Consider the following 13,515-nt stretch of genomic DNA (forward strand, 5'->3'; position numbering starts at 1 on the left):
CTCACGCTGGGTCTTCGTTACACGGACGACCAGAAGGAACAGAAAGTGGTTCCAACCTATCTGTTCACGCCACAGCCGGCCGGCACGGATCCGCGTGACTCCCAAGGCTTGCTGAAAGCAGACTTCCAAGAAGTCACTGGTCGTATCGGCTTCGACTATACAGCCGATCTCGGCTTCACGGACGATACGCTGATCTATGGCTTCTACTCCAAGGGCTACAAGGGCGGCGGTATCAACCCACCACAGCCCGCTGGCGCAAACCTGTTCCCGCAAACCTTCGATCCAGAGTTCATCAACTCTTATGAAATCGGTACGAAGAACACATTCGCGGACGGCACAGCCCAGCTGAACCTGACCGGCTTCATGTATGACTATGAAGGCTACCAGATCACGCAGATCATCAACCGGTCTTCCGTGAACATCAACGTAGATGCAGAACTTCAAGGTATCGAACTGGAAGGTCTCTGGACCCCAGCCGATAACTGGCTGCTGACGGCAAATTTGGGCCTGCTGAACGCCGAAGTCATCGATACCTACGGTATTGATGTGCTGGATCGGACCAACGGTCGGGCGGATATGGTTGCACTGAAGAACTCCAGTTCCTATTCGAACTGTGTGATCTCGGCGCAAGGTTATGCAACCGTATTGGGCGCCATTCAGGCCAATCCGGCACTGACCGGCGCAACCCTGCAGCTCTGTACTGGCGCGTTTGGAACGTCCTTCTACGACGCGGTAAACGGCACGACTGGCGGGTCCGGCAGCGCAGCCACAGACCGCGCCTTCACGGAAGCAGCGCTCGGTCTCGGCGGTGTGACAGTGACGTACACCGACTCAAATGGTGACACACAGACCGCAACGGCCCTGCAGGCGATTGAAGGTGATGCGAAAAATCTGGACGGCAATTCCATGCCGGGTGCTCCGGAAATGACGCTGAACCTTGCAGCGGAATACACATTCCAATCCCTCGGCAATTCTGATTGGGATATGACGATCCGCGGCGACTACTACATGCAGTCCGACAGCTATAGCCGGATCTGGAACACTCCACGTGACGAGCTGGAGTCCTGGTCCAACGTCAACCTGTCGATCCTGTTCAACAATGAACAGAGCGGCTGGGGCGTAGAAGTGTTCGCCAAGAACCTGACCGATGAAGAAGTCATCACCGGTACGTACCTCACCGATGATTCCTCCGGCCTGTTCACCAACGCCTTCCTGACCGAGCCAGCCCTGTATGGCGTCACAGTCAAGAAGTCCTGGTAACACACCTAGCTGATCCATGAATTGAGGGTGGCCCTTGTCGGGGCCACCCTTTTTGTTTGGTCATTTGATAGCGCCACCCTATTATCTGCCCCGACTGCCCTGCCCCATATTGGAGGATCCCTCATGCGCCACCTCACCCCCATCATCCCGCTCACCCTGCTTGCTGCCGCATGTGGTGGCCCGGCTGAAACCACCCCTGCCGCCACCAGCGATTTCGAAGTCGCGCTGACTCCGATTGTCGAGGAGGCTGAATGGCCGTGGGGCATGACGTTTCTGCCGAACGGCGATTTGCTGTTCACCGAGAAAGAAGGCGGCCTGAAATTCGTTGCCGGGGGCGAAGGCGCCCCGAGTGCGGTCAGCGGCCTGCCGGAGGCCTATGTCGAAGGACAGGCCGGGTATCTCGGCATNACGCTCGATCCGGANTTCGAATCGAATCGGCTCGTCTATATCGCCTATTCAAAGGGNGATGACGCCGCCAACGCCACTGCCNTCATCAAGGGCCGGTTGAGCGACGACGCCAGCGCGCTGGAGAATGTCGAGGAAATCTTCTGGGCTGATGCCCGCGATACCGCCTATCATTACGGCGCGCGCCTGCAATTCGCGAATGACGGCACGCTGTTCGTCTCTCTGGGCGAAGGCTTCAAATACATGAAGGATTCCCAGGACCCGACCAACACGCACGGCAAGATCGTCCGCATCAACGCAGATGGCTCCATTCCAGCGGATAATCCATTCGCCGATGGCGAAAANGGCAAACCATCGGTGTACTCCTATGGTCACCGGAATGTGCAAGGCCTCTACTACGACCCGGAAACAGACACGCTGTACGAAACCGAACACGGTCCGAAAGGCGGCGACGAGCTGAACCTCGTGACGCCGGGAACAAATTATGGCTGGCCGAAAATCACCTATGGCGTGAACTATGACGGCACCATCATCACCAACGAAACCGAAGCCGAAGGCATGGCCCAGCCCATGACCTATTGGGTGCCCTCCATCGCGCCGTCCGGACTCGTCATGCTGACCAGCGATGTTTATCCCGGCTGGAAAGGCGATCTCTTCACGGGCGGCATGAATGGCCCTGCCGGGCTGGAACTGACCCGGATCGACATGGAGAATGGCGAAGTTGTTGGACGGGAATCGCTGTTTGACGGCGAGTATGCGATCCGCGATGTCGTGCAGGGCCCGGACGGGCACCTATATGTGGCCACCAAGGATTTCGACGGCATCTTCCGCGTCGATCCGGTCGAGGCCGAATAGACTGATCTAGATATCCCGGCGTGACCGNAGCGCGGCGGCGAGCGTGCCATCATCAAGATGGTCGAGTTCGCCGCCCACTGGCACGCCATGGGCGAGCCGCGTGACGCTNACGNCCTTCCCTTCCAGAAGCTCGGCGACATAGTGCGCCGTCGTCTGGCCATCNACCGTCGCGTTGAGGGCCAGGATCACTTCGCGAACACCGCCCGCCTCAACCCGCGTGACGAGGGANGGAATGTTCAGNTCTTCCGGCGTGATGCCATCAATCGCGGACAATACACCCCCCAAAACGTGATACCGTCCCCGGAAGGCGCCGCCTCGCTCCAGCGCCCAGAGATCGGGCACATCCTCGACGACACACACAAGGCCATCATCACGGCCATCCGCCTGACAGACCGCGCAGGGCTGGACCGTATCAAAATTCCCGCACGTCTTGCAGCGCTCGATCTTTTCGCCGGCTTCCGCCAGCGCGTCTGCGAGCGGCTTCAACAAGGTGTCGCGCCGCTTCAACAGGAACAATGCCACCCTCCGCGCAGACCGGGGCCCAAGGCCCGGAAGGCGCGAGATAAGCTCAATCAGACGAAGAATTTCAGGACCGGCAGAATTCTGGGACATGCGCCCAATGTCATCTGTTTGTACGGCAAGGCAAGCCAATACGTGCAAATGAAATCATAGCCGGGGTCAGGGAACGATATTCAGTGGAGGTAAGATATCACCCAAAACAAAAAAACCCCAGCCTGGGGCCGGGGTTCGATGAATTTGGATTAAAGGCGAGTGGCCTTATGCGGCTTCTTCGATATCCGCTGTCTTCGAGCTCGGGCGTGGGTCGCGCAGGACATAGCCGCGGCCCCAGACAGTCTCGATGTAATGGTTTCCGCCGGTCGCATTCTGCAGCTTCTTGCGCAGCTTACAGATGAACACGTCGATGATCTTCAATTCCGGCTCGTCCATACCGCCATACAGGTGGTTCAGGAACATTTCCTTGGTCAGCGTCGTGCCCTTCCGCAAGGAGAGCAACTCGAACATCTGGTATTCCTTGCCGGTCAGGTGGACGCGCTCATCGTCAACTTCCACGGTCTTGGCATCGAGGTTCACGACGATTTCGCCAGTGCGGATAACGCTCTCGGCATGGCCTTTGGAGCGGCGCACAATGGCCGTGATACGGGCGATCAGCTCGTCCTTGTTGAATGGCTTGGTGAGGTAGTCGTCTGCGCCATAGCCCAGAGTTTTCACCTTGGCTTCGATGTCCGGATTGCCGGAAAGAATCATGACCGGGGTGTTCACACGGCCCATGCGAAGCTGCTTGAGCACTTCGTATCCGGAGATGTCCGGCAGGGACAGGTCGAGAACGATCATGTCGTACTCGTACACTTTTCCGAGGTCCACGCCCTCTTCACCGAGGTCGGTTGTGTAGATGTTGAAGCCTGCAGCCTTCAGCATCAACTCGATGGAACGCGCCACCGCACTATCATCTTCAATCAGCAGGACGCGCATCTCTCGTCTCCCGAATCATCATTACGACCAAGTTAGCCGCATTTCCTGTCAATGTGAATCCTACGGGCTGATCCTTTAACGAAGGTTAACAAGCCGTGCGATTCACCCCCCAAACTTCCGCTTTCTTCACACAAATTAATAGCCAAGATCCGCGCCCTGACGGCCACCGATCAGCATCTGCGAAATTGCGATGGCATCCTGGATCGGCTGGGCCTGCTGGTCGGTCGAGATCAGCGTCTTCTGGCAACGGATGGCATCCCGCACTTTCGGGTCCCGCATGACCGTACCGGCCAGATGGGGCCGGAAGCCCAGGAAAGTCTGACAGGCCCGCGCAATGGCTTCGTAAGTGCGCTGCCCAGCGGCGCGCGACTCTGCCTGGTTGATACAGATGACCGGCTCGACATTCGGCGCATAGCCACGCAGCACCTTGATGAAGGCGTAGGCATCCGTCATCGATGTCGGCTCATCGGTGATCACCATGAGCGCCTTGTCAGCCGCACGCGCCAAGCGCATGCAATTGGCCTCAATGCCGGCGCCCAGATCGACGACGACCTGATCATATTGAAGCGCCAGCGCGGAAAGTCCGGCCGCCAGGCGCGCAACTTCTTCTGGCGGCAATTCTGCCAGCGCGCCCGAGCCAGACCGGCCCGGCAGCACATCAAAGCCGCCATCTGCTGCGCCGCCATCGACCGGCGTAACCGCATCATCCAGTTCGACCCAGCCAGCAATAACTGCGGCGAGATCCGTTTCCGGAGCAATGCCCAGCTGAACATCAACATTGGCAAGGCCGAGGTCACCGTCGACCAACAAGGTCCGCTTTCCTGCCTGCGCAAAGGCCGATGCCAGGGTGATGGCCATGAAGGTCTTGCCCACACCGCCCTTGCCGCTGGCAACAGCGATAATGGAGGCCGGGGCAACACGAGGCGTCGGGCGCTGGGCCGGACGTTCCTGAGATTTTCGAAGCATGAAGCTCATAGGACTACGCAGCTCCTTTCAGGGCGATAACATCGCCCGGCGCATCTTCCATCAACAGCGCAGCGAGCCGGGAGGGTGCAGCCGGGACAAGTCCGCCGCCGATGAATGGCGTTACAGCTAGGTGTGAGAAGGCTATGCCGGCAGAGGAAAGTGCGGAAATCGCCCCTCCCCGCCGCCGGGCAATATCCAGCTTGGTCAGAATGGCGCGGCGAACACCGGCCCGTGCAAAGATCTTTGCGGCATCCGTCTGGTCTTCGGGGTGACCTTCTGCCGACATGACGAGGATAGGCTCGGCGCGCACGACCTGGATCAGGTCCTGCAGGCTGGCCATGTCATCCTGATCGAATGGGTTAATGCTTGGCAGGTCAATCACACAGCGCTGACCTGCAGCCCGGGCGGCGCGCAGCGCGTCGAACAGGGCATCTGGCGTCTCCGCAATGCGGATCTGGTCGCGTTCATTCTCAAGATAGGCCGCAAGCTGTTCGCCGCCAGCCGTTCCGTCGAGATCTGCAGCAACAGGCAGGATGGCCGTGCGCGCCACAGCGGCGCGGCGTGTGAGCTTGGCAGCGGTCGCCGTGCGGCCATGTCCGGGTGGACCAACCAGAATGATGTCTTTCTCCAGACGCGCCGGGATTGGATCGCAGGTGACGATGCGCTCAAGACCAGCAGCAATCGAATCCTCTGGCGAATCTCCGGGGATCGCATTCTGGTCTGCACCCTCATGGGCCACACGGTCCGCAAACCGTTGCGGCGCACCATGCCAGAGCAGCGCATCCCGCACTCGGCTATAGAGTGGATTTTCAGCGCCGCGGCCATGCCCTCCCCGAGCGTCCCTCAGGAAGAGTGGCTCACTCGGCACAACGCCGCCGCCCAGCTTGTCTGTGGCCGCGCGGACTTCCACACCGCCTTCGATCTCCCGCTCGGACAGGATGACGGCGTCGGCGCCCATTTCGGCAAAAATCATCGCTTTGGCGGCCTCAAGGGTCTCCGCGGCGAACATCTTCATGCGCATGTCTGCATGTTCCCTTGTGTTAATCACCCCGCCGAGTGCCACCCCAATAGTCCGGCAGGACATGCTGTCATTGGAAACAGTTAACACCGCGAAAGGTTAACAACTTCCTTTCTTCCGTTAGGAATTGCGGCGTGTTGCAAGGATTTAATGATAATTTGGGCGCGGCTCAGGCCGCGGCACGCTCGTCGACAATTTCCGACAAGGTGACACCAAGCTGACCATCTGCGATGACCAGTTTGCCGCGCGCCATGAGGCGATCTGACAGGTAAATGTCGATCGGTTCATTGGTATGGCGCTCAAGGGCAACGATATCGCCTTCTGCCATCGCCATCAGATCCTCAATGGGCATGCGCATTTCACCCAACACCACGTCCACACGGACGGGCACATCCATCAGGCTTTTCTTCAGCGCGGGATTTGCAGGTTGAGTCATGATGATCCTTCGGCGTTGTCGCTCTTCAGGGAAGTCCGGGCTGCAAACAAGTCACCCTGCCCGTCCAGTATTGTGCGGGCCGTCGCCCTTATTAACGCATGGGCACGCTCGCTGAAAGCCTCGTCATACGCACACGCCTCCAGATGTCCGGTCAGCGCAACCAGATTGGCCAAGGCTTCGTTGAGAGCATTCGTCACGTCTTGCAAGCGGGCTGATTCGTCAGTNTGGTGTTCGAGCCGGGCGGTTGCCGCGCCCTCTGCGCGTGCCTCGGCCANCATGTCCAGCAATTCCGGCGTCGTCAGCTTCACCGGCGGGTCGACCTCAACCGGCTTCATCGTATCGGCAGTGAAATCGCTGCGAAACTCAAACGGTGTAACGGATTTGACGGCGCGGTGGATCATTCGACGAGTTCATCCTCGTCNTGCGGGCGTCCTGCGCGNATGTCGCCGCGTTCGATCAGAGTGCGCGCCAGATCAACCAGCTCCATACGAGCGGTCTCGACTTCACTGCGGCGAACCGAGCCGAGCATGACNATCTCTTCGCGCAGCAGCTCGCCCGCGCGCTGGGTCATGTTGCGGAAGAAAGCCGCCTGCGTCTCTTCTCGCGCNCCTTTCAGCGCAAAGGTCAGCCGCGTACGGTCTGCCGCTGCCAGCANGGTTTGCAGACCGCCGGCATCCAGAGCGGCAAGATCATCAAACGTAAACATCAGGGAACGCACACGCTCACCTGACCCTGGCTCCGCCGTTTCAAGTGCAGACAGCAAATCTGTCTCTGCGCGGCTATCCATCCGGTCGAAGATACGGGCCACGCCCTCATGACCGCCGCTGCGCGCAGATGGCGCAGCATTGTTCATCCAGCCACCGACAGCCGCNTCAAGGGCCGTGATCGCCGCNGGATGTGCAGGCCCGATATGCAGNAAGCGTTGCATGACGTCGACGGCGAGCGGTCTTTCCAGCGATTTCAGCAAACGNGCCGAGGCCGCCCCGTCCAGTTTCGACACCATGAGCGCCAGNGTCTGNGGATGCTGGCCTTCAGCAAGGTTCAGCAGATCGCGGGTCTCGAGTTCCGATGCGCTGGCCCAGACCGAGTTCTGATTGAATATGTCAGCTTCCGGCGTCTGGTGCGCCTGTTTGTAGGTCTCCAGCGTACTGGCATCTTCGCGCTGATTGTCATCCAGCGCGTCCATTGCGGCAGACAAAGCGCGCGCTTCCTGAGCGCTCAATTCATTCCAGACAGGTGCAGCTTCCGGGCCGAGCGCGCGCATCAGGCGTGCCGACCGGGCCAATCCGGTTTCCTTGCGCGGACGGGNAATGGCGAGCGCGGTCATGCGGCGCCCCCTTCTCCGCGCATCCAGCTGCGCAGGATGGAAGCTGTCCGGGCTGGATCCTTGCGCACCAGNGCCGCCGCATCAGGATCGGCTTGGCGNACGGTGCGTGGTGNGGTCGGCGCAGGAATGATCTCGGCTGTGTCACTGCGCGCTGTCTTCGTTTCAGCGGCGGGCGTATCTTGGGAAACGCTGACAGCCTCATCGGCGGGCGCACGAAAACCGACCCAGGCCAGCAGGCTGCAAAGCAACGCATAGAGGCCGAGTTCCGTCCAACCGGCCGCATCCGGACGCCCGGCAACGCCGCGCGCGAATTCTGCCTGCTCGATGACGAGTTGGTCGCCGGCTTCCGGCGACAGAAGCAACGCAGATGTCGCCAGGCGTTGCAGGGTCGGCGCGGTTTCTGCGGCCGTGCTTTCCAGCAGGATGAGGACAGATCGGCCAGACCCGCCATCGCCTGTAACGGACAGGCGAATATTCCCATTTCCGGCGACTGGCTCCAGAATCCCCATGAGCGAGGCTTCAATGGTGGAGCCCGGCACCCAGGCCTCGACGGGATGGGTAAACAGGTCTGCGCCGCGCCAGGAGCTGAGCACAACTGCAATCACAAGCGCAAACAGCGCGACCGCTCGTGTGGAGAGCATCGCGCTGTTTCTAAGTCTGACAAGCCTGTTTTCCATCAGAAACTCCCCATACCGGCGTGGTTTTCCGGCATTCAGGGACCAGTGATAGGCGCTGGCTTGTAAATTTGAGTTTAACGAAAAAACTTTCCGTTAAACATGATCGCAGTCTAGCGGCGGTATTGTTGCAAGCGTGTTGTACGCAGGCCCTTGGTGCCGTGACGGGAGTAAAGCTTTTCCCACGTCTCGAATTCTTCATCGCTCAGGCTGTAGCGATCGCAGGCTGCCTTGCGGCTCAGGAGCCCCCCTGAGACTGCAGCAACGACTTCAGCTTTGCGACGGGTAACCCAGCGGGAAATATTCGGCGACGGAAGATCCGCCAGGGTCAGCATCTGGCCATCCGGGCCGGGGACGCTGAGATTGCGAGTGTTTTGCTGTTCCATGTCCACACCATTCTAGTTGTCGTGACAGGACTGCCCGGTTTCTCCGGGCGCCATGAAGCAGACCATACAGGAGCAGTTTTAAGCCGAGGCATAAGCAACCTCGTCAGTTTCACGGCACCGGTTAGAGGAATGTTTGGAAACCTGTACCGGGCCGGGACACTCGCCGGGAATCCGGCGGAAACATTACACAACTGATAAGTTTCACGCCGGGTTTGGCAGCAAATTCAACGCATCATTCTCGCGCGCCTGAGCCGCGTGACGGCGCAGCATGGTCAGGAACATCTCGTCGCCGCGCTCGGTCTGTTTCACCAGCATGGCAGCCCCGAATGCGACCGACATGCCGTAAAAGCTGAACCAGCGATAATGATCGTACAGCGCCTCGAACGGATAATCCCGGATGCCTGCCTCTTCCAATCGCGCATGATAGAAGCGCAGCAGCGCCAGCTCATGCTGTGGCCGGTCTTCCCGGGTCAGGCCCGCGCCGATGAAATACGCCACGTCACCGGCGGGCGCGCCTTTGCCGGCTGTCTGCCAATCGACAACGGCCAGCGGCTTGGGGGCCGTGTCCGCGCCGAACAGCATATTGTCGAGCCGGAAATCATTATGCGTCAGCGCATGCGGACCTTCATAACTCTCGCTCCAGGCAGGCAAGACAGCTGAATACGCATCCCCGACCAGAATATCATCCGCCTCCAGACGGTCACCATACCGCTCCTTGAAGCCATGCCACAGCCCCTGCACGGCCTCCGGTGCCAACGCAGGCGGCGGCGCCAGCTCACTCCCCTGCAACCAGGCATAAGTGTCCAGTGCAGGATCATTCCAATGGGCCGCATGCATGACCGCCGCGGCGGACAGCGCGCGTTCGGCTTCGGCCACGCTGCACCCTCGCAACTGGTCGCCCTGCTCTGATGGCGCCATATCTTCCATGATCAGGGCAAAGCGGTTCGTTTCTGCATCATAATCCGTGTAGAATGCTTTCGGCGTGATGACACCGGCCACTTTCGGGAAGGTGCGATAGAAATTCACCTCACGCTCGTAATGGCCAAGCATCTTCGCCGTCATCAGGCTTTCGGGACTGTCAGATGGAAATTTCCCGACAAGCGTTTCCGGCGCATTCGCGCCTTTGCGCGCGTAATCGAAAACGAAACGGACATTCTCGCCAATCTGGCCGGTGCCAATGGATTTTGCGGTCAGGCCTTTGACTTCGGCATCAATGCCGATCTCATCAAAAAGCGCGTTGAACCACCCCGCTTCAAGTGTCAGCGGGTTCGCGTCGAGGCCTGGTCGGCTCATTCATGTTTCCTCCGGTTTCGTTTCCTCAGTGGCAGTGTTTTCCTGCCTTTGTCTTGTCTTGCCCCAGCCGGTGAAGCGCTGCAGCCGCTCCATTCGCTCTTCAGCTTCGCGCAGCCCCTTGTCGAGCGCGGCCATCGTCCGCGCGAAATCGGCGCTGGTTTCCTTTCGCCAGGCACGTTCGGCCTTGTCGATCACGTATCCGATGGCAACAGATTTCAGCCCGGCAGGCGCGCCTGAGCGATTGTCCAGTCCGGCCGAAACCAGCGCCCAGTCGGCACTCCGCTTTCGGGCGATTGGCAATGAGAGCAAAAGAGACGGCGTACGATCCCGAAACTTCATCAGCGAGACCAGACCCGCCCGGTATTCTTCCATCGCTTCGAAGCGCAGCATGATGACATCGAACAATCGCTCGCGCGGGCTGTCATCCGCCGAAATGCCCTCCTCCGACATGGCCTTGTCGAAATAGGAGTCCGCATGCGCGGCCAGTGCGTCCTTGTCAGCAACGCCATGAAAGTCCGAGAGCTTTAGGTCAGCCGCCTCTGCAATCTCTGAAAGGGTGAGGTCTGCCCATTGCGTATCGGCGGCCAGTTCCAGTGCGGCGAGCAGGCCTTTTTCCAATATGCCTGCCTGATCCGTCATCCGGTTTCGCGTCCTCTAGTCGGGTTCCCTCGAAAGCTCCCGATCACGCGTAACCGCCGCGCGCAGGGCCTTTCTCAACAAGATAGGCATCCCACCGTCATCCATGAGGATGTCAAGGGCTGCTTGGGTGATGCCGCCGGGTGAAGTCACCATTTTCCTGAGCTCGTTCGGCGTCTGCCCGGACTCTTCCATCAGGGCCGCCGCGCCGATGATCGTCTCGACAGCCAGCCGCGCCGCCATCTCCTTCGGCACGCCCTCCGCCTCACCAGCTTCGGCCATCACTTCCGCCAGAAGGAAGACATAGGCTGGCCCGCAGCCGGAAATACCCGTTGCAGCGACCATGGTCTTTTCGTCCATCGGCCCTTCGACCAGTCCGAGCGGCGTCAGCAATTTGCGGGCGGCCTCGATATCGTCCTGCCCCAGCGAGGAAGCTGCGGCCAGCAAGGTGACACCCTTGCCGACACTTCCCGGCGTATTGGGCATGGCGCGAATGACGTGAGGTGTCCCGAGGCGGTCCTCAAGCTGGCCCAGCTTGATCCCGCCCATGACCGAAACAACCAGCGTTTTTTCACCGATGAAGGGCTTCATGCCTTCCGCCGCACGCGCAAATTGCTGTGGCTTCACACCCAGGACGACAATATCCGCTGGCGCAGGTTCAGGATTGAGAGAGACCAGCCCCTCCTCCGCCCAGGCCTGAACCTGTGGCGTGGGTCTCGGCGCAATGATGGCAAGGTTTGGCTTTGACCGTCCAGCCAACCATCCGGCCGCCAAAGCGCCGCCCATGCGCCCGGCCCCGATCAGGACAATCGATTTTCCCCGTGCCATAGGGCCCTGCTCAGGCTTCGCCCTGGGTTTCGAACATGACCGCGTCGATGGCCTCGCGCGGGCTCTTTCCGGCCCAGATCAGGAAGTTGAATGCCGGCACGAACCGGTCGACCGCGCTAACGGCTGCCGCGATCGTCGAACGGATTTCGCCCAGCGAGGCTTCATCCCGGTCCATCATGGAGAAGGTGTAGCGAAAGATCACCACGCCCTCATCGGCCCAATAGTCGAAGTGACCAAGCCAGAGGCGCTCATTCGCCATGATGATGAGTTCAGACAGCTGGCTGCGCTTGGCGGCAACCGGCTTCACGTCCAGAGTTACAGAAAAATGGATTGCAGCCGGCTCAGGGCGGAACGCGAACAGCGCGCCCATATCGCCCCAACGGGTCTCGGCGACCGCCTGAATGGTTCCTTCTTCATCGCGTTCGTGTTGCCACCCTGCGATTTCGAGGGCCTCTTCAACACGGTCGAGCGGATCCACTCCGGCAAATTCTTCGCGCGAAAGATCAAGGCTCATGAAAGTCTCCCCTGCTCTCTGGAGTCATGGACACAGGATTCGTGTCCAATGGCCATCCCTGTTGAAACGCGGCAGCGAACCCGCGTCCACCCCTGGTCAACAGGCAGGCAGTGATTGGTTGTGGGTTGGGCTATTCGGATTTGGCCGCCGATTCGAGCTCAGCCACCCGCGCCTCAAGGGCTTCCACCCGCTCCAGCGCGGTTGCCGCGAGGGTTTTGAGGGCCTCGACTTCGTCCCGCCCCGCAAGGTCCATATCCGCAATCAGGCCCTTCACACGCGCCTGCGCGGCTGTTTTCGCCTCCTCGCTGGCGGCCCGTGCAGCGCCCATCGCGCCCGTCATCAGGCCAGCAATGTCATCTAGCAGTGGATTTGTTGTGGCCATGCGGCTACTCCTTCGCGGCATCGGGCGGACAAGGTTTGGTTCCCCTATCAGATAGGTCCTCATCCATACAGGGAAAAGACGCTGCATGCTGGATATGATGAGCTTCGCTGCCACCCTCCTGCCCGCCGCGGCGCTGACCTTTCCGGATGTCAGCCCGGCACTTGTCTCCCTGGACCTCGGCTTTCTCGGCCTCGGCACGTTCCATCTGCGTTGGTACGCCCTTGGCTACATGGCCGGTATCGGCCTCGCCTGGTGGTATTGCGCGGCCATGATCCGCCGACCGCACCTGTTCGGTGGCACCAGTCCGCTGACCAAGGACCAGCTCGATGACATCATGTTCTGGATCATCCTGGGCATCATTCTGGGCGGGCGCTTTGGCTATGTCCTGTTCTATATGGTGCCGTACCAGTTTGACGTGATCGCGCAGAACCCGCTGACCATCTTCAAGATCTGGGATGGCGGCATGGCGTTTCATGGCGGTATTCTGGGCGTAACCATTGCGCTGGTCCTGTTTGCAAAACGCCGGAAAGTATCCCTCCTCTCCATCGGAGACATGGCGGGCGTTGTGGCGCCCATTGGCATTGCGCTTGTCCGTCTTGCCAATTTCGTCAACGCAGAACTCTATGGCCGCCACACCGACGCGCCCATCGGCATGGTGTTTCCGGAGGGCTATGTTCCGGGCTCAACCCCTCCCTCCTATAATTGGGAGACAGGCGACTGGGTCTATAATGGCAGCGAAATGGCGCGACATCCGAGCCAGCTTTATGAAAGCGTCCTCGAAGGCTGGCTGCCCCTGATCCTGTTGTCGGTGCTGATCTGGCGGTTCGGCGCACTGAAACGCCCCGGCCTCGTCGCCGGCCTGTTCCTGCTCATCTACGCGACGGGACGCACAATCGTGGAGAATTTCCGCATGCCCGACAGTTTCGTCGACGGCCTGCCGCAATGGATCACGATGGGCCAGCTGCTTTCCATCCCGATGTGGATCGGTGGCGCATGGCTCGTCTGGAACGCGCTCAAGAAAAAGCCCTCTGCCCAGAACTGACC

General features: G+C 60.0%; 14 protein-coding genes and 1 pseudogene. 3 read left to right on the top strand and 12 right to left on the bottom strand.

All coding sequences use genetic code 11. The features are described 5' to 3' along the window. Together CBB91_RS07905 and CBB91_RS07910 are read left to right on the top strand one after the other, a co-directional pair. Positions 1-1,260 (top strand): annotated as a pseudogene (locus tag CBB91_RS07905) (TonB-dependent receptor); the annotation flags it as partial. 123 nt (positions 1,261-1,383) lie between these two features. Beyond that, a complete protein-coding gene (locus tag CBB91_RS07910) occupies positions 1,384-2,520 on the top strand; it encodes a PQQ-dependent sugar dehydrogenase (protein ID WP_273013339.1) in 1,137 nt (378 codons plus the stop codon). Between the two features lie 6 nt (positions 2,521-2,526). Here the strand turns inward: CBB91_RS07910 and recR are convergent, their stop codons facing one another. The 12 genes from recR to CBB91_RS07970 all read right to left on the bottom strand — a co-directional run bounded on the left by recR (position 2,527) and on the right by CBB91_RS07970 (position 12,471). Beyond that, positions 2,527-3,132 carry a recombination mediator RecR gene (recR, locus tag CBB91_RS07915; protein ID WP_273013341.1) on the bottom strand — a complete coding sequence of 202 codons (606 nt, stop codon included), beginning with the start codon at positions 3,130-3,132 and terminating at the stop codon, positions 2,527-2,529. Positions 3,133-3,297: 165 nt separating this feature from the next. Further along, entirely contained in the window at positions 3,298-4,011 is a 714-nt protein-coding gene (locus CBB91_RS07920) for a response regulator transcription factor (RefSeq protein ID WP_035546835.1), read from the bottom strand. Positions 4,012-4,146: 135 nt separating this feature from the next. Continuing rightward, the gene (locus tag CBB91_RS07925; protein WP_035546838.1) at positions 4,147-4,986 is read right to left on the bottom strand and encodes an AAA family ATPase; all 840 of its coding nucleotides are present in this window, start codon (positions 4,984-4,986) and stop codon (positions 4,147-4,149) included. A gap of 4 nt (positions 4,987-4,990) precedes the next feature. Then, on the bottom strand, positions 4,991-5,992 hold the full coding sequence (locus tag CBB91_RS07930; RefSeq protein ID WP_272983345.1) for a flagellar biosynthesis protein FlhF-like protein: 1,002 nt from the start codon (positions 5,990-5,992) through the stop codon (positions 4,991-4,993). Between the two features lie 172 nt (positions 5,993-6,164). Further along, a complete protein-coding gene (gene fliN, locus CBB91_RS07935; protein ID WP_035546843.1) occupies positions 6,165-6,431 on the bottom strand; it encodes a flagellar motor switch protein FliN in 267 nt (88 codons plus the stop codon). A gap of 397 nt (positions 6,432-6,828) precedes the next feature. Next, positions 6,829-7,758, bottom strand: a complete 930-nt coding sequence (locus CBB91_RS07940) for a FliG C-terminal domain-containing protein (RefSeq protein WP_273013344.1) — start codon at positions 7,756-7,758, stop codon at positions 6,829-6,831. Between the two features lie 787 nt (positions 7,759-8,545). Continuing rightward, on the bottom strand, positions 8,546-8,818 hold the full coding sequence (locus CBB91_RS07945) for a DUF1153 domain-containing protein (RefSeq protein ID WP_035548108.1): 273 nt from the start codon (positions 8,816-8,818) through the stop codon (positions 8,546-8,548). A gap of 201 nt (positions 8,819-9,019) precedes the next feature. After that, positions 9,020-10,111 carry a phosphotransferase gene (locus CBB91_RS07950; RefSeq protein ID WP_051602365.1) on the bottom strand — a complete coding sequence of 364 codons (1,092 nt, stop codon included), beginning with the start codon at positions 10,109-10,111 and terminating at the stop codon, positions 9,020-9,022. After that, a complete protein-coding gene (locus CBB91_RS07955; RefSeq protein WP_035546861.1) occupies positions 10,112-10,750 on the bottom strand; it encodes a hypothetical protein in 639 nt (212 codons plus the stop codon). It lies immediately after the preceding gene. Between the two features lie 15 nt (positions 10,751-10,765). After that, complete coding sequence (gene proC, locus CBB91_RS07960) at positions 10,766-11,575, bottom strand: pyrroline-5-carboxylate reductase (RefSeq protein ID WP_273013347.1); 810 nt, start codon at positions 11,573-11,575, stop codon at positions 10,766-10,768. A gap of 10 nt (positions 11,576-11,585) precedes the next feature. Continuing rightward, the gene (locus CBB91_RS07965; RefSeq protein WP_273013349.1) at positions 11,586-12,089 is read right to left on the bottom strand and encodes a YbjN domain-containing protein; all 504 of its coding nucleotides are present in this window, start codon (positions 12,087-12,089) and stop codon (positions 11,586-11,588) included. Between the two features lie 130 nt (positions 12,090-12,219). Next, on the bottom strand, positions 12,220-12,471 hold the full coding sequence (locus tag CBB91_RS07970) for an accessory factor UbiK family protein (protein ID WP_035546869.1): 252 nt from the start codon (positions 12,469-12,471) through the stop codon (positions 12,220-12,222). An 85-nt stretch (positions 12,472-12,556) separates the two neighbouring features. Between CBB91_RS07970 and lgt the strand changes: the two genes are divergently transcribed. Continuing rightward, a complete protein-coding gene (gene lgt / locus CBB91_RS07975; RefSeq protein WP_241764101.1) occupies positions 12,557-13,513 on the top strand; it encodes a prolipoprotein diacylglyceryl transferase in 957 nt (318 codons plus the stop codon). Positions 13,514-13,515 lie beyond the last annotated feature (2 nt).

It is taken from the genome of Hyphomonas sp. TMED31, from assembly GCF_002172815.1.
In the GTDB taxonomy this organism is placed as follows: Bacteria; Pseudomonadota; Alphaproteobacteria; order Caulobacterales; family Hyphomonadaceae; genus Hyphomonas; species Hyphomonas atlantica.